The 15,001-nt window shown below is 61.2% G+C and carries 14 protein-coding genes; 7 read left to right on the plus strand and 7 right to left on the minus strand.

Translation table 11 applies throughout. The features are described from left to right. Nucleotides 1–21 precede the first annotated feature (21 nt). On the minus strand, nt 22–438 hold the full coding sequence (locus QEN71_RS30095; RefSeq protein ID WP_201649366.1) for a MarR family winged helix-turn-helix transcriptional regulator: 417 nt from the start codon (nt 436–438) through the stop codon (nt 22–24). 205 nt (nt 439–643) lie between these two features. Here QEN71_RS30095 and QEN71_RS30100 point away from each other — a divergent pair, with 205 nt between their 5' ends. From QEN71_RS30100 to QEN71_RS30115, 4 genes are all read left to right on the plus strand, one after another. Continuing rightward, nucleotides 644–1,483 (plus strand): MipA/OmpV family protein, encoded by an 840-nt coding sequence (locus QEN71_RS30100; RefSeq protein ID WP_201649365.1) that lies wholly within the window; start codon nt 644–646, stop codon nt 1,481–1,483. Between the two features lie 833 nt (nt 1,484–2,316). After that, nucleotides 2,317–3,849: a replication initiation protein gene (locus QEN71_RS30105; RefSeq protein ID WP_233471740.1), complete on the plus strand. Its 1,533-nt coding sequence runs from the start codon at nt 2,317–2,319 to the stop codon at nt 3,847–3,849. 87 nt (nt 3,850–3,936) lie between these two features. Continuing rightward, nucleotides 3,937–5,088: a ParA family protein gene (locus QEN71_RS30110; RefSeq protein WP_201649364.1), complete on the plus strand. Its 1,152-nt coding sequence runs from the start codon at nt 3,937–3,939 to the stop codon at nt 5,086–5,088. A gap of 13 nt (nt 5,089–5,101) precedes the next feature. Continuing rightward, the gene (locus tag QEN71_RS30115; protein ID WP_201649363.1) at nt 5,102–6,067 is read left to right on the plus strand and encodes a ParB/RepB/Spo0J family partition protein; all 966 of its coding nucleotides are present in this window, start codon (nt 5,102–5,104) and stop codon (nt 6,065–6,067) included. Nucleotides 6,068–6,705: 638 nt separating this feature from the next. Here the strand turns inward: QEN71_RS30115 and QEN71_RS30120 are convergent. Beyond that, a complete protein-coding gene (locus QEN71_RS30120; RefSeq protein ID WP_290468267.1) occupies nt 6,706–7,842 on the minus strand; it encodes a hypothetical protein in 1,137 nt (378 codons plus the stop codon). Between the two features lie 1,030 nt (nt 7,843–8,872). On the opposite strand from QEN71_RS30120, the gene QEN71_RS30125 reads away from it, so the two are divergent. Beyond that, complete coding sequence (locus tag QEN71_RS30125; protein WP_201662387.1) at nt 8,873–10,153, plus strand: DUF445 domain-containing protein; 1,281 nt, start codon at nt 8,873–8,875, stop codon at nt 10,151–10,153. Nucleotides 10,154–10,160: 7 nt separating this feature from the next. On the opposite strand, the gene QEN71_RS30130 is transcribed toward QEN71_RS30125, so the two are convergent. Further along, complete coding sequence (locus tag QEN71_RS30130) at nt 10,161–10,484, minus strand: hypothetical protein (RefSeq protein ID WP_201662384.1); 324 nt, start codon at nt 10,482–10,484, stop codon at nt 10,161–10,163. Nucleotides 10,485–10,596: 112 nt separating this feature from the next. Between QEN71_RS30130 and QEN71_RS30135 the strand changes: the two genes are divergently transcribed. Further along, complete coding sequence (locus QEN71_RS30135; protein ID WP_201662382.1) at nt 10,597–11,100, plus strand: MOSC domain-containing protein; 504 nt, start codon at nt 10,597–10,599, stop codon at nt 11,098–11,100. A 23-nt stretch (nt 11,101–11,123) separates the two neighbouring features. Here QEN71_RS30135 and msrB read toward each other — a convergent pair whose 3' ends face one another. Then, entirely contained in the window at nt 11,124–11,576 is a 453-nt protein-coding gene (gene msrB, locus QEN71_RS30140) for a peptide-methionine (R)-S-oxide reductase MsrB (protein WP_201662379.1), read from the minus strand. A 320-nt stretch (nt 11,577–11,896) separates the two neighbouring features. On the opposite strand from msrB, the gene QEN71_RS30145 reads away from it, so the two are divergent. After that, on the plus strand, nt 11,897–12,592 hold the full coding sequence (locus QEN71_RS30145; protein ID WP_201662376.1) for a DNA-3-methyladenine glycosylase I: 696 nt from the start codon (nt 11,897–11,899) through the stop codon (nt 12,590–12,592). Between the two features lie 3 nt (nt 12,593–12,595). On the opposite strand, the gene QEN71_RS30150 is transcribed toward QEN71_RS30145, so the two are convergent. The 3 genes from QEN71_RS30150 to QEN71_RS30160 all read right to left on the minus strand — a co-directional run bounded on the left by QEN71_RS30150 (nt 12,596) and on the right by QEN71_RS30160 (nt 15,001). Then, the gene (locus QEN71_RS30150; RefSeq protein ID WP_201662373.1) at nt 12,596–13,036 is read right to left on the minus strand and encodes a zinc-finger-containing protein; all 441 of its coding nucleotides are present in this window, start codon (nt 13,034–13,036) and stop codon (nt 12,596–12,598) included. A gap of 115 nt (nt 13,037–13,151) precedes the next feature. After that, nucleotides 13,152–13,913 carry a hypothetical protein gene (locus QEN71_RS30155; protein ID WP_233472204.1) on the minus strand — a complete coding sequence of 254 codons (762 nt, stop codon included), beginning with the start codon at nt 13,911–13,913 and terminating at the stop codon, nt 13,152–13,154. A 167-nt stretch (nt 13,914–14,080) separates the two neighbouring features. Next, a complete protein-coding gene (locus QEN71_RS30160; protein WP_201662367.1) occupies nt 14,081–15,001 on the minus strand; it encodes a DUF2950 domain-containing protein in 921 nt (306 codons plus the stop codon).

Below are 15,001 nucleotides of genomic sequence, written 5' to 3' on the forward strand. Positions count from 1 at the left end.
GACGGTCAGCATGTGTGTGGGTTACCTGAGCGCCTTGCGAATCTTGCGCATGCCGGCAATCGTGCTCTCGAAGACTTCCGAGCCGATCTTCGCCTTGAGGCGTCGGCTGATTTGCGCGCTTGCGTCGTTGATCGTGGCGTCGAGTGCCTTGCCTGAGCGCGTCGGATACACGCCCCACTCGCGGGCGTCGGACGTGCCTTGCCGTCGTTCGACGAGCTTCTTCCTCGAAAGGCTATCGATCAACCGCGTCGCAGTCGGACGCGCGATGCCCAGTCTGTCCGCGATCTCGCTGCCCAGACAACCCGGCGCCGACAGGACGACGCGCAGCACGTAGCCTTGAGCGGGCGTCAAGCCGAGATCGGCGTAGACGGCGGCCCATTCACGCTCGACCAGACGGGCCAGCGCGGACGCGTTGAAATACAGGCATTGATCGAACATGAATCGATTCGAGCATGAATTGATTAGCAAGACAACTATATAGATAGGCACTGGTTCGAGAATCGTTGTCGGGTTCAGGATGGCGTTGGCGGGCAGGTATGGCGTTTGCTGCATTGCCGCCGATTCTGCGTCGTTATTAGAACAACGTTGTACATGGCAGCAACGCGCCGCGACCGCGGTTCCGCAACCCAAGACGTTCGTCGACATGACCAAGTTACCCGTCTACGCCAGCCTCGCCTATCTGATCTGCAATGCACCGGCAGCCCTGGCGCAAACACCCTCGCCGCTTGGCGAATGGCAATACTCCGCGGGCATCCCGCTCGAAAAGCTGTTTCAGCCCAATCGACCGACCTGGGAAGCGCGAATCGGCATCGGCTCGACCTTCGAACCGCGCTATGACGGCTCCGATCGTTATCACACGCTGGTCGGACCGAGCACCGACATCCGCTACAAGGATCTGGCTTTTCTTTCAACGGGCGAAGGTCTTGGCGTCAACGTGCTTCAGGGGCCGAACTGGCGCGTGAGTATCGCGGCTGTCTACGACCTCGGCAGGCGTGCGCACGACGATCCGACGCGACTCGAAGGCATGGGCAACATCAATCCGGCGCCCGAGGCGAAGCTGGCTGGCGAGTACGTGGTCTCGAAGGAATTTCCGCTCGTCTTCCGGGCGGCCGTGACGCGCAGCTTCGGCGGATCGAATGGCTGGGTCGCGGATCTGGGCGCGTATATGCCGCTGCCGGGCAGTTCGGAGAGCTTCTTCTGGTTCGCGGGACCGTCGGTGACGTTCGCGGATTCCAAGTATATGAATAGCTGGTTCGGTGTGAATTCGACGCAGGCTGCGTCGTCTCGATATTCACAGTACGACGCTAGTGCGGGACTCAAATCGGCTGGATTCGGGGTGACGCTTATCTGGTTCGTCAATAAGCACTGGTTCGTCACGGCTGACGGCGCGCTGAAACGGCTGCTCGGCAGCGCTGCCAATAGCCCGATCACGCAAACGAAGACGAACGGGGTTTGCGACGTGTCGATCAATTACCAGTTTTAAGTTGTTGATCGGGCGAGGTTTTTTGCTCACCTCGATGCGTATATTACCTGGAGTTCCTTACTTGTTTTTTTGGACCGTTGCGTGATCCGTCGGGAAATCTGCGCCGTGGGTTGGGCGACGAGTTGATTTCGCGAGGGCGAAGCGCGCGGAATTATTCCGGAATGGTGCTCATTGCATTGCGGGTTTTCGAGACGTGCGGGCGATTTGCATGACGGCCAGCAGTCTATTTATCGTAAATAAGCAATGTCTTGGGCTGATGTCCCCACTTGGGGCGGCTACCAGTTGAACCCCGCTGCGCGGGCGTCGATGCTGTGTCTGATGTCCCCATCTAGGGTGGGCGATTCATGAGGACACGGGCTGTGCGCTGGCTTGCGGCGCGTCCGATGGTCTGAGGAGGCTTCTTAAGGCTTCCGCGCCGCGAGTTGTGACTGATTGTCCCCATCTGGGGCGGCTTAGAGGCTCGGAAAGTACTCCGTGGCTATTGTCCCCAGTCAGGGTGGCTCTTTCAGGGCGCCTCGTAGTGTGAACCACTTATTTATGATAAATACACCTGCGCTCGCAGGACGGCCAACGCCGATTCATGATTTTACGATTTAGGTTCATAGAGTTAGCGAAGGTTGTTGGTAACGCTTCGAGTTTTGTTAAACGGCCGAAATCTCGCGACTCGTTTTCGTTAACTCGATGCGTTAGAGAAAAAGCAGCAACAAGAACGGCTTTTGTGTCCCCGTCTGGGGTGTATTGAGGTTTGTATACCGTTTGGTAAACAACGTTTACAGCGTTTACACATCTAAGAACCTTATCCAATAAGGCTTTCCAGCGGTAAACGTCTCCGTTTGGGGTGGCAACCGACCCTGGTCGGGGTGTCATTTACTACCAAACGTCCCCGTTTGGGGCTTTTCGCGCCCCCAGATGCGGTGGAATTGTCCCCGTCTGCGGTGAATTCACTCAGACGGGTGGTGATACGCTTCGTCGAGCAACGAGACTCGGGACATTTCGCTCCGCGCGTGCAACTGATGTCCCAGACGGTGATTGCATCGTGGGGTCATTTAGAGCACAATCCCGGCATGCCCAGACCTTTGCCGACTGAGGTACGTACCGAAAGCGTCAAAAAGCACGTGGCCGCCATTCATACGAGCGGCGAGCTTTCGCTGCTGGAGCGAAAGCTGTCCAACGTGCTGTTGCTGCATTCGTACGACAACCTTCTGACCACGAGAACCCACCGCCTGCCGGTGCGGACGCTCATGCTCGTGCTCGGCTGGACTGAAAGCGAAAATACCGAAAAGCTTCGGGAGGCGCTCAGGCAACTCGCGACGACTGCGGTCGAATTCAACGTGATGGATGACGGCCGCGAGCGCTGGAGCGTCATGCCGATCCTGTCGTTCGCGGAAATTCGCGCAGGCGTGTGCTCGTACCGCTACGACGAGGCGCTGGCCGAAAAGCTCTACGACCCGTCGATCTACGCGACCGTCAATCTCGGCGTGCAGCGCAAATTCTCAAAGTCGCACGCGTTGACGCTTTACGAAAATTGCCTGCGTTTTCAGAAGGTTGGCTCGACGGGCTGGATCGAGTTGCCCGTCCTTCGGAAGCTTCTGGGCGCCACGCAAGAGTACTACGACGATTTTCGCCGGCTGAACAGCAAGGTGATCCAGAAGGCTGTGAAGGAGATCAACGACGTCTCGGACATCAACGTCGACGTCGAATATCAGCGCATGGGCCGCTCCGTGACTGGCGTGAAATTTCTTATCCGCCAGGGCGCGCAGCAATCGCTTCTTACGCCGGAGACGGAAGACGAGTTCGCCCATGTTCGCGACAGCGAGATCTACCGGAAACTCCGGGCGCATGGCATCGGCGACAAGCTGGCGCTGAGCTTTGTCATCGAAGACGAAGAGCGCGCGCGGCTCGTCGTGCAGCTTGCCGAAGAGAAAGACAGAAAAGGGCAGATCAAGCGCTCGACAGCTGGTTTTATCCGTACGCTCATTGAGAACAAGGCAGACGTATCCGAGCCGGAATACGAGAAGGACAAGCGCGAGAAGGCCCAGAAGCAGGCCGCAGCGGCGCGTTCGCGGACGCTCGATGCACGCATGCAGGAATTGCGGATCGATTTCGACCGTCTTCAGTGCGCAGCGGCCGTCAAGGCGCTGACGCAGGATGAGAAGCGGGCGTTCGCGCGTCAGTTCGTTGAAGGCGACGGCGCAAAGTACGCGCGCGAGTTTCGTCCGGACAGCCCGGGCCTCTTCTCGGGCTCGGTCGGCCGCGTGAACTTCGCTTCCTGGCTCAGAAACCGCGTTCGCCCTGAATTCGACGCACCCAAGTTCGACGCGTGGTTATCGCAAAATCACCAGGACATTGCGTTGCAACGGAATTGACCAAAAATCCAAATTTCCGTTGAATTAATGGCTTTCTGTGGAGCCATCTGATATAAGCTGACTGCATCGTCTCTTGCGGATCAGCTAATGAACATCACTATTCAAGACATCGTCGATCAGGCCGCTCGCGCGACTGACATCGTCTCGCAGGTTCGGGGTCGCATGCTGGCGCCGAATGCCCGCAAAAACCCGCCTGTTTTCAACGCTTCACAGCTTGCCGCACTCTGTGAAGTCGACAAAAGCCAAATCACCTACCGCACTTCGAAGGGCGACTTGCCGCCTGGCACCGTCAACGCGACGGGTTCGCGGCGCGAATTCTCGCTGCTTGAAGCGCGCGAATGGGTTCGCGCGTATCGCGCCAACGCGCTGCGTCCGGAGAAGGCGCCGGCGATGACGGTGGCGATCGGTAACTTCAAGGGCGGCGTGAGCAAGACGACGACCGCGATGACGCTCGCACAAGGCTTGAGCTTGCGCGGGCATCGCGTGCTCGTGATCGACACCGATCCGCAGGGCTCGCTGACGACGCTGTTCGGCATTCTTCCCGACACGGAAGTCGAAGAAGATTCGACGATCACGGCACTCGCGACGGGCGATCAATCGAGCATTGAATACGCGATTCGCGAAACGTACTGGGACGGCATCGATCTTGTCCCGGCGTCGTCGTCGCTGTTCAACGTGGAATTCATCTTGCCGAGCCGTCAGATGAAGGAACCGGACTTCGAATTCTGGAACGTCTTGAACACGAGTCTCGAGCAGGCGCGTAGCAACTACGACGTGATCATCATCGATACGCCGCCGGCGCTGAGTTACGGCACTGTCAACGCGTTCATGGCTGCCGATGGCCTGATCGTCCCGACGCCGCCGAACGCGCTGGACTTCGCCAGTTCGGCACAATTCTGGACGCTCTTCAGCGATCTTGCGTCGAATCTGACGGCGGAAACGAACACGGACAAATCGTTCGAATTTATCCACGTGCTGCTTTCGCGCGTCGATCCGGCCGATGCCGCTGCGGGCGTCGTGCGGGAATGGATTTCCGCGACGTATGCCGAAAAGGTGTTGCCGGTGGAAATTCCGAAGACGGCGGTCACGGCAGCGAGCTCGGCCGAGTTCGGCACGGTGTATGACATTTCGCGCTACGACGGCAACGCGAAGACGTACCGGCGCGCGCGTGAGGCATATGACCGGGTGACGGAAATCGTCGAGCAATCCATTGTCGCCTTCTGGGCGAAGTCGGAATAAGGGGGAGCGATAGATGTCGATCAAGGACAGGCTTGCAAAGAAGACGGGCGACCTGATGGTGCCGGCTCCGGCACAGGAAGCCGGACGCGCGGCGTCTCCGCGGACGGCGCCCGGGCAGATGCTCGCGTTTCGTAGCGCGATGCGCGAAAGCTCTGATCGTGTTTCGCAGCTGGAGGCGCAGCTCAAGGAATATGACGGCTCGGTGCCGATTCGTTCGTTGGATCCGAAGTCGATTCAGGCGTCGAAGTGGGCGAACCGGCAGGATTTCGGCGATGAGAGTTTCGCCGAGTTGAAGATGCTGATCGCCGAGGCGGGCGGCAATACGCAGCCGATCAAGGTGCGGCCGGCAACTGAGGGCGAAGGCTACGAGATTGTATTCGGGCATCGTCGGCATCGCGCGTGTCTGGAGCTGGATTTGCCTGTGAACGCGATCGTCGATCGCGAGATTACGGAGCAAGGGCAGTTCGTCCAGATGGATCAGGAAAACCGGGCGCGGAAAAACCTGAGTCCGTGGGAGCAGGGCGTCTGGTACAAGCGCGCGCTGGATGATCAGTTGTGGCCTTCGCAGAACGCGATGGCGAAGGCGTGTGGGTTGTCGCAGGGGAATATTTCGAGCGCGCTGCTGGTGGCGGAGCTTCCGACCGAGGTGATTAGCGCGTTTCCGTCGCCGCATGAGATCCAGTTTCAGGCGGCACGGAAGCTGTCGGTGGCGCTCAAGAAGTCGGGCGATGAGATCGTGCAGCGTGCGATCGAACTGGCGGAGGATTCGTCGCGGACCTCGGCGGAAGTGTTGGCCGCGCTGTTGGGTGCGGGTCGGGCGGCTGCGCCTGTGCGCAAGGAAGAGGAAGTGGGCATTGAGCGGAAAGGCGATCTGCTGGTGATTCGGCTGCGTGCCAGCGGGGTGCCGCAGGATCGCGTCGAAGAGTTGAGGCAGTTGATCACCGGGTTTCTTGAGGACGTGCAGTCGTCGGGGGATTGAGGATTTGTCGGTGCCTGTTGTGGGTTGGCGGGCACCGGTTTGATTTGTGTTATCTGGCTGTTGGTTGTTTCTTTCCGGCGTTGCGTTCGTTGACGTCTAGGTCTCTCCTCTGCGCTGTAACTGGTTGGCCGTTTTTTCTCTCCCCCTGTTGTCCAAGCCCTTCGCTTCGAGCGAATCGTTTCGCTTTCGGGTGCGTACGTCCCGCGTGGCGGCAGATCGGGTCTGAGACGTGAATACGTTGCTCGATTGGGAAGTGGCGTGGGTCGCAGGTAGTCTGTGCGTTGTGGGGTGGCTGGGTTATTTACGGTAAATAAGGCGGTCGCGTTCCGTCCGTGCCGGAAGGCGCGAAACGGTGTTACGGGCGCAAGTTCGAGTGCGAGACGCGCGCCGCGATTCGGCCTAGTCTGCGCACCTGGGGCCACAGTGGCCATCAAATCCCGGTCGTTCCTCGGCGGGATAGATCGCTCTTCGAGGAAGGTTGTGCACTCGGGCGCCCTCTGAAATCAAACGATCCACCATCAATCAATCCGCCCGCCTATTTACGGTAAATAGCCCGCCGTTCGATCAGCATGGGACACCTCCATTCTTCCCCGCGCTATTTACGGTAAATAGGCGTTCGCCAATTACGGCGTGTTGGGCTAGTTCGGTGGCACTTGTCGCAAGGGCGGCTCTGAAATGCATCTACTGTCTCCCGCCTCCGACGACCGCAAGGAATCAACGTTGCATCGCAGGTCGATTTCATCGAGGGCTTTTTGACATGGGAGATCACCGAATTCGAACAAACGTCGGCGGCCTCCGAGGTCGATGCCCGTCCAACCATTCCTTTGATCGCGGCCCAATGAGCGAATCACGTCCGCCGCCTTGACCGGGAAAACGCAGCTAACGTCCCAATCCGCAGAGGCATTTTGGCCGAACCGGAAATATGGATCTGCGCCCGAACTTGTGGATGTGAAGGGCGCGTATTGCGACGATGAACCGGCGGATAAGGCTCGGATGCGTCGACGAGAACGTCGGCTCGCAACGCCACAGCCAAACTGCGCGACCCAGCCGACCCAGCCGACCCAGCCGACCCAGCCGACCCAGCCGACCCAGCCGACCCAGCCGACCCAGCCGACCCAGCCGACCCAGCCGACCCAGCCGACCCAGCCGACCCAGCCGACCCAGCCGACCCAGCCGACCCAGCCGACCCAGCCGACCCAGCCGACCCAGCCGACCCAGCCGACCCAGCCGACCCAGCCGACCCAGCCGACCCAGCCGACCCAGCCGACCCAGCCGACCCAGCCGACCCAGCCGACCCAGCCGACCCAGCCGACCCAGCCGACCCAGCCGACCCAGCCGACCCAGCCGACCCAGCCGACCCAGCCGACCCAGCCGACCCAGCCGACCCAGCCGACCCAGCCGACCCAGCCGACCAGCCGACCGAAGCGACCGAAGCGACCGAAGCGACCGAAGCGACCGAAGCGACCGAAGCGACCGAAGCGACCGAAGCGACCGAAGCGACCGAAGCGACCGAAGCGACCGAAGCGACCGAAGCGACCGAAGCGACCGAAGCGACCGAAGCGACCGAAGCGACCGAAGCGACCGAAGCGACCGAAGCGACCGAAGCGACCGAAGCGACCGAAGCGACCGAAGCGACCGAAGCGACCGAAGCGACCGAAGCGACCGAAGCGACCGAAGCGACCGAAGCGACCGAAGCGACCGAAGCGACCGAAGCGACCGAAGCGACCGAAGCGACCGAAGCGACCGAAGCGACCGAAGCGACCGAAGCGAGGCACTCACCACGTCCACAGATTTGCCGCCGGCATTTCTCGCGGCGCGCAATTCAATAAGGTTGATGCCGGTCGACTAGACGGCAGCGTATGGAAGAATAGGGCGGCGGGATAACCCGATCCGCCGTCAAATCCAGGACCACGAAAATGGGAAGGAAGACTCCCATGCGGCAGCGGTGGCGTGATCCCGGCACGCGCGCGATCGAGCACACTTGACCAAAACCCGATCGCTACCTAACCGCACGCCATACAAGCCGGTGCCCCGAGTCCATCACTAGACAACATCACCTCGGTCGCCGGTCGACATGGCGCCGAGGGTGACGCATGCGTCGGCACCGGACCTGGCGATGTTTCGAGCTCGACGACAAATAGCCGTAGCCCGAATTCATCGCCGATCCCGCTCACCAGCCACTATCTCAAAAAATACTAAGCAATCCATATAAATAGACACGGAAGCCACGACAACACCGGCCACGTAAACGCGACATCAATTCCAAAAGCCCCAAAACCCTCCCAAACGGCCCCAACGCATTCAGCAGAGCCTCGCACCCCATCACACCCCACAAACCCGCCAAACGCCCTTAAACCGACCCCAAAACTCAAAGTTTACGCAAAACCCATTTCCCGCCAACGACTTGCACCGCAATCCGTGAAACAACCTTAAGAAAACCACGGACGAAAAGAAACCTTTATAATGCAATGAGTTAGCTATCCACCCGCCGAATGTTTCACGCAATCCGCAGCTTCGAGTGAGATATTTCGCGTCAACCGGCCTGATCGCCGAATTTCCGCCGCAAATCGATACATTCGTATCGTCTGTTACGTAGTTCGTGGTATTCGCTACGACGTAACGCAACGCAGCGCCCCCAAAACCACACCACCGCGCTCTAAATCAAACGCGCGCCGGACCTCGCCGCATCTTCAGGCAATATCACGAGCACAAGCAGCTCATCAGCCGTTCGACCCAACACAAAAGCAAAAGAGCACCGCCCACGTCGACGAACAGAACACCGATCCGATCCAACACACCATCCCAATGAACAAGGAAGCCGAACTCAAACGCGCCAAGCGTCGCGCGACGCTCCTGCTGCTGATCGCCACCGCCATCTTCATCGCGACCGCCTTCATGCAGCGAAACATGTGGATCGACGGCATCAAGGCCGTTGCGGAAGCCGCGATGGTCGGCGCGCTCGCCGACTGGTTCGCCGTCGTCGCGCTGTTTCGCCGCGTGCCGATTCCCGGCGTCGCCGCGCATACCGCGATCATTCCGCAGAACAAGGACAAGATCGCCGACAACCTCGCGGTCTTCGTGCGCGAGAAGTTTCTCGACGAATCGTCGATCGTCGGCCTGATCCGCAAGCACGATCCGGCGCAGAGCATCACGAACTGGCTGTGCGTCGACGCGAACACGCGGCGTCTCGGCGACTACGTGCTCAAGCTGACGGGCGGCATCCTCGAATTGCTCGACGATGCGCGCATCCAGACCTTCATCAAGGACGCGCTCGACGCGATGCTCGACAAGATCGATCTGTCGAAAGCGACGGGCTCGATCCTCGACACGCTCACGCGCGACGGACGTCATCAGGAACTGCTCGACGAAGGCATCGAGCATCTGATGGCGCTGCTGCGCGAACCGGGCGTGCGCACGTTCATCGCCGAGCAGATCGTCGACTGGTTCAAGCGCGAATATCCGACGCTCGAAAAGATCATGCCGTCCGAATGGCTCGGTGAAAGCGGCGCGAATATCGTCGCCGATACGGTGAACAACATGCTGCTGCGCGTGAGCGAAGATCCCGGCCACAAGCTGCGTCACAAGTTCGATGAGGCGGCCGCGCGTCTCGTCGTCAAGCTGAAGTCCGATCCCGCGTTTCTTCAGAAAGGCGAGGAGATCAAGCGCTATGTGAAGGAGAGCGAGAATCTCGCGCTATACGTGAAGGATCTGTGGGCGCAGTTGCGCGACTGGCTGCGGCGCGATCTCGCACGCGACGACTCTGTGCTGCATGCAAAAGTGGCCGCGATGGGGCAATGGATCGGACGCGAACTGGCACAGGACGAATCGCTGCGCCGTTCGCTGAACGATCATATGGAGGAAGCGGCGCGCGCGATGGCGCCTGATTTTGCCGGCTATCTGACGCGGCACATCAGCGACACGGTCAAGAACTGGGATTCGCGCGATATGTCGCAACAGATCGAGCTGAATATTGGCAAGGATTTGCAGTACATCCGCATCAACGGGACGCTCGTCGGCGGATGTATCGGTTTGCTGCTTTACGCCAGCTCGCAGATTTTTGCGCTGGTGCGCCTGCACCTCGGCTAGCGCGTGATTACTGCGTCGACGACGGCTTCTTCTGCTGCGCGCATTCGTTCGTGAAGAGCATGCTCGCCTGATCGGGCGTCATGGCTTCCGGGCTGCTGTAGATGCGCTCGATCATCGCCGTGACCGCCTGACGATCCGAATCGTCCTTGTAGTACTTCTGCGCCTGGCTCAGCGCCTGAGCCTTGGTTTTCTTGTGACGTCGCCAGGAGGCGACCTGTCCCGCGATATCGCCGATCGCGAAACACTGGTCGGCGACGGTCTGCGCGAACGCCTGCGTCGATGGTTGCGCGAGGCAGACGGCAAGCGCCGCCACGGCTACTGCTCGTTTCATTTCCGGTTCCTGTGGTCAGATGGGCGATAGTATAAAGACGCGCGCCGCTGCGCCGCAGACGGGCATGCACTGCCACTGATCCACATCGACCCCGTACATCCGCAACACGCTCATGCCGCTCAATCCGTCATCGCCGCTCGCCCGCCTGCTCAACGGTCCCGTTCATCCCGGCAAGATCGTCTGGATCGGCTTGAGGCCGCGGCGAAAAGACGCGATGTCGGCCACCGAAACCGCGACGATCGATATCGACGCGGGTCTTGTCGGCGATCACTACGCGAGTCGCAACGGCGCGCGTCAGGTGACGCTGATTCAGGCCGAGAGTCTGCGGAGCATTGCGAGTCATCTGGGACGCAGCAATGTTGCCGCGCACGACCTGCGCCGCAACATCGTGACGGAAGGCATCAATCTGATGGCGCTGAAAGACCGGCAATTTCGCATCGGCGAAGCCGTGTTGCAAACGACGGGCGAATGTCACCCGTGTTCGCGCATGGAAGACGTGCTGGGTGTGGGCGGCTACAACGCGGTGCGCGGCTTCGGCGGGATTACGGCACGCGTCGTGAGAGGCGGCGCAATCAGGCTCGGCGACGCGATCGAAGCGCTGCCCGTCGAGGGCTAGCGCGTACGATCGCATCGTGCTGCTTACTTCTTCGCGACTTCGAAGAGATTGCGATACTGCCCGTAGCCCTCTGCTTCCAGCTGCGAAACGGGGATAAAACGCAGCGACGCCGAGTTGATGCAATAACGCAGCCCGCCCGTTTCGCGCGGACCATCCGGAAATACGTGGCCGAGATGGCTGTCGCCGTGCTTTGAGCGCACTTCCGTGCGGATCATGCCGTGGGTCATGTCACGCAGTTCGACGACATGCTCGTCTTCCAGCGGTTTCGTGAAGCTCGGCCAGCCGCAGCCGCTGTCGAACTTGTCCATCGACGTGAACAGCGGCTCGCCGGATACGACGTCGACGTACAAACCTGCTTCCTTGCTGTCCCAGAACTCGTTGTAAAACGGACGTTCCGTCCCGCTTTCCTGCGTTACGCGACGCTGTTCGGCGGTGAGTCGGGCCAATGCTTCCGGTGTTTTTTCGTACGCGGACATGTGTGAGTCTCTCCTTGATGGCGCAGCGGGCGAAGACGCCCGCCGCTCGAGTCTGACGGCCAGCTTTCCGGTATTGCCGCTGGCGGCTGCTCGTATATATGGGCACTGTGGATACGCACAAGCATACGCAAATGTCCCGCGGCTTGCAGTGCGCGCGCCAGCTCGCTTTTCAGGCGAAGGTCGCGATTCAGAGCGCGCGGCGGTCGATTGATGCGTGGACGGAATCATTCGCACGCGCTTGCGACACGACGGCGAGGAAGACGACAATAAGCGCGCCGAAAACCACGCCGCCGATCCACCGCCAGCCACGGCAACCGACGATGAAGAAAACCGCTCCCGCCACGAAGCGCGCCACGAAGCCCGCCACCAGAACCGCCCGCGCCGCAGCAAAGAAAGCGGCGCGCCCGAAGAAACCGCAGCCGCTCGACGCGATCGTCGGCGCGGACGGACTCGCGCGTCCGCCGTGGGCCGCCGTCGATCCGCTGCTCAAGCACTACTACGACACCGAATGGGGCATGCCCGTGCGCGACGAGCGCGGCCTGTTCGAGCGGCTGAGTCTGGAGGCGTTTCAGTCGGGATTGTCGTGGGCGACCATTCTGCGCAAGCGCGATGCGTTTCGCGAGGCGTTCGCGGGCTTCGATCCCGATGTGGTCGCGACATTCGGCGACAAGGACGTCGAACGCCTGCTCGCGGACGAACGCATCATCCGCAATCGCGCGAAAATTCTCGCGACGATCGCGAACGCAGCCGCGACGATCCGCTTGCGCGACGAGGGCGGGCTTGTGGCGCTGATCTGGTCGTTCCAGCCGCACACGACGCCCGCGCCCCGCACGATCGCCGAAATCCCGACGACTTCCGACGAATCCATCGCGCTGAGCAAGGCGCTGCGCAAGCGCGGCTTCGTGTTCGTCGGGCCAACGACGATGCATGCGTTGATGGAAGCGACGGGCATCGTCGATACGCATCTCGTCGACAGTCATCGGCGCGGCAGTTCGGGCGTCTGGCCGCGCGACTGAATCTCAACTGGCGCGGCGCGCGGCCATGAACGCCTCGACATAGCGAAGCGCCTGCTCGCATTGATCGAGCGACAGCATGTGAATCGAATTGGGCAGCGGATCGAAGCCCAGTTCGGTCGCGACCCAGCGGATCGCCTTCGCGCGCGCTTCGAAGGCGTTGACGCCGTCGCGCCGCACCTTGCCCGCGACGAGCGGTTCGAGCGCGTCGTGCAAGCGGCTTTTCGCGTCGCGCAACGCGGCGTCGGCGAGACGGCCGAGCGGCACATGCCGCGTGCTGCGCGCAGGAATGCCGATCCACGCCTGACACGGCGCGCAGACCCAGACGGGGCCGTGATCGTCGCGATACGGATAGATTTCGTCTCCGGCGCGCGCAAGCACGGCTTTCGCGCCGCAGTAGTCGCATAGCGGCTGCGGCAACGCCTTGACGGGTTTGCCTACGCGCATTGCAGCGCCTCGGCGGGTTTCACTGGCTTCATACGGAAAATGACGGTTCGAAGATGGGTGACGTTACCCAACGATACCAGTTGACCGTTCTTCGTACGAGAGGCGAGTCGGTGCGCTAAGGCCCGCCGACGCTTCCAGGCACCACCCCAGGCGCCGACGACGCCGGCGGCGGAATCGCGGTCGCCGGCGTGCCCAGACGCGTTGCGGACGACGCGCCTCGCATGCTGCGCGGCGCCATCGTCCGAAGCAGGACGAGATCGCGTTCGGGATCGGGCATGGCGATGATCGCGTGCAAGGTCACGCGCGTCGTCCAGCAGACATCCGACGGCGTCGCCAGTTTCGGGTTCGACGTATAGAACGCAAACCGCTCAAGGTTCTTCTGGTCGCCGCGAAGCTCGGCGATCAGCGTGCGCGTCAGCTGGTTCTCCGCCGCCGCGTACTGCTGCGGCGTCGGCGTGGGGACGGGCGCATTCGACACGTCGCCGACCAGCACTTTGTAAAGCAGCCCGAAATACTGGTCGACGTCGGCGTCCGACATCTCGCGCAGCGACACGTGATTCATCACCGCGCTCATGTCGTCGAGACCGAAGCAGTTGACGGGAACCAGTTCATCGAGAAAACGGGTCAGCAGCTTCACGTATTGAAGCCGGTCGGAAGGCGTCAGATGCGCAAGCCCGTTCGACATCAGATCTTCGCGCGCCCTTGGATCGAGAAAAATCTGCCCGACATGCTGCCCGCCGTTCTGAATGTCTTGAGCTATCACGGGATCCTGTTGAATCTTTTCGACCCAACGCAGGATGATCCGCGACTTGTTCGAGTTCGTCTCGATGCCGTGCTTGCGCAATAGCTGCTCGAGATCGTTTGGTTCCGTATTCATGCCGCTCACGGCTGAGCCTGGCGCAACAGACTGCGGTGCGGCGTCAGACTCGCGGCGTATCGCGGCTTGAGCCAATGCCGCGAAAATCAGTGCCGCTACGAGCAGAACGAGAATAGAGGCGGAACGTCTCATGTTGCCTCAGTGTGCAATTGCGCCGCGAGCGCGTTTCAGGGCTGCTCCTTCGTCCAGCCGGGCCCGGGATCGAACGATGTCATCGCCTTCGCTTTCTCCGCGCTGTCGGGCCCGAGGTCGCGCTCGTAGACCTGTCCGGCGTGACTCACCATGAAGCTCTTGATGCCCGTGTCCCCATAGCGCGCGGGCCACGCGATCACGGCGAAGCCGCCGAACAGCTTGCCGTGCGCGAGATAGTCGTATGCGCCGCCGGGCGCGTGCGGCCCTTGCGACGTGAGCAGCTTGTAGTGATAGCCGTGATAGCCGGTGTCGCCGGCACTGCGCATACTCGCCGCGCGGATGAAGGCCGGTCCGAGCGGACTCGGCGGCGCATCGGCCTGCGTCGGCCAGTACAGGCCGTCCTGTTTGCCGGGCGAACTCGACAGCTTCGATGCATACGACAGCAGGCCGTCGCCGTCGTGATCGGTGAGCGCGTATTCGCGCTGCGCGTCGTAGATTGCGAGCATCGTCTGGATGACGGCCAGCTCGTTGCGGCCGATGCGGCGCAGCCGCATTTCTTCGGCACCCGCGCGGGTATCGAAGTGCCATCCTTCGGCGGATTTCACGAGCGGAATAGGGAACGTCCAGCCGTCGCCGCCCACCGCGATGTGCGCGTGACTGGCGTCTTTCTGCTCTATTTCATGCGACTTGCCCCACTCGTCGACGAAACGGCTTCGCACTTCGGCACCGACGGGCGGAATCCAGTCGCGGAAGTCGCGGCCGAAGAGCGATTGCAGCGTCGCTTCCTCGTTGTCGGCGATGGCTTCGCCGAACGCGTTCATCGCGGCATCGGGCGAACTGAAGTTCTTCTGCGCATGCGCCGTCGACACAGCAGCGACGCACAGCGCGCACGCGAGCGTCAACGCGCGCAGTGCGCCTGCCGCCGAACCCGGACGCAATCCTGACGATGTGGTCAT

It is taken from the genome of Paraburkholderia sabiae (assembly GCF_030412785.1).
Lineage (GTDB): Bacteria > Pseudomonadota > Gammaproteobacteria > Burkholderiales > Burkholderiaceae > Paraburkholderia > Paraburkholderia sabiae.

What these genes read in the sequence shown, in the direction of transcription:
- QEN71_RS30095 (WP_201649366.1), bottom strand. Translation starts at nt 438, where the DNA reads ATGTTCGATCAATGCCTGTATTTCAACGCGTCCGCGCTGGCCCGTCTG.
- QEN71_RS30100 (WP_201649365.1), top strand. Translation starts at nt 644, where the DNA reads ATGACCAAGTTACCCGTCTACGCCAGCCTCGCCTATCTGATCTGCAAT.
- QEN71_RS30110 (WP_201649364.1), top strand. Translation starts at nt 3,937, where the DNA reads ATGAACATCACTATTCAAGACATCGTCGATCAGGCCGCTCGCGCGACT.
- QEN71_RS30115 (WP_201649363.1), top strand. Translation starts at nt 5,102, where the DNA reads ATGTCGATCAAGGACAGGCTTGCAAAGAAGACGGGCGACCTGATGGTG.
- QEN71_RS30125 (WP_201662387.1), top strand. Translation starts at nt 8,873, where the DNA reads ATGAACAAGGAAGCCGAACTCAAACGCGCCAAGCGTCGCGCGACGCTC.
- QEN71_RS30130 (WP_201662384.1), bottom strand. Translation starts at nt 10,484, where the DNA reads ATGAAACGAGCAGTAGCCGTGGCGGCGCTTGCCGTCTGCCTCGCGCAA.
- QEN71_RS30135 (WP_201662382.1), top strand. Translation starts at nt 10,597, where the DNA reads ATGCCGCTCAATCCGTCATCGCCGCTCGCCCGCCTGCTCAACGGTCCC.
- msrB (WP_201662379.1), bottom strand. Translation starts at nt 11,576, where the DNA reads ATGTCCGCGTACGAAAAAACACCGGAAGCATTGGCCCGACTCACCGCC.
- QEN71_RS30145 (WP_201662376.1), top strand. Translation starts at nt 11,897, where the DNA reads ATGAAGAAAACCGCTCCCGCCACGAAGCGCGCCACGAAGCCCGCCACC.
- QEN71_RS30150 (WP_201662373.1), bottom strand. Translation starts at nt 13,036, where the DNA reads ATGCGCGTAGGCAAACCCGTCAAGGCGTTGCCGCAGCCGCTATGCGAC.
- QEN71_RS30155 (WP_233472204.1), bottom strand. Translation starts at nt 13,913, where the DNA reads ATGAATACGGAACCAAACGATCTCGAGCAGCTATTGCGCAAGCACGGC.
- QEN71_RS30160 (WP_201662367.1), bottom strand. Translation starts at nt 15,001, where the DNA reads ATGACCACATCGTCAGGATTGCGTCCGGGTTCGGCGGCAGGCGCACTG.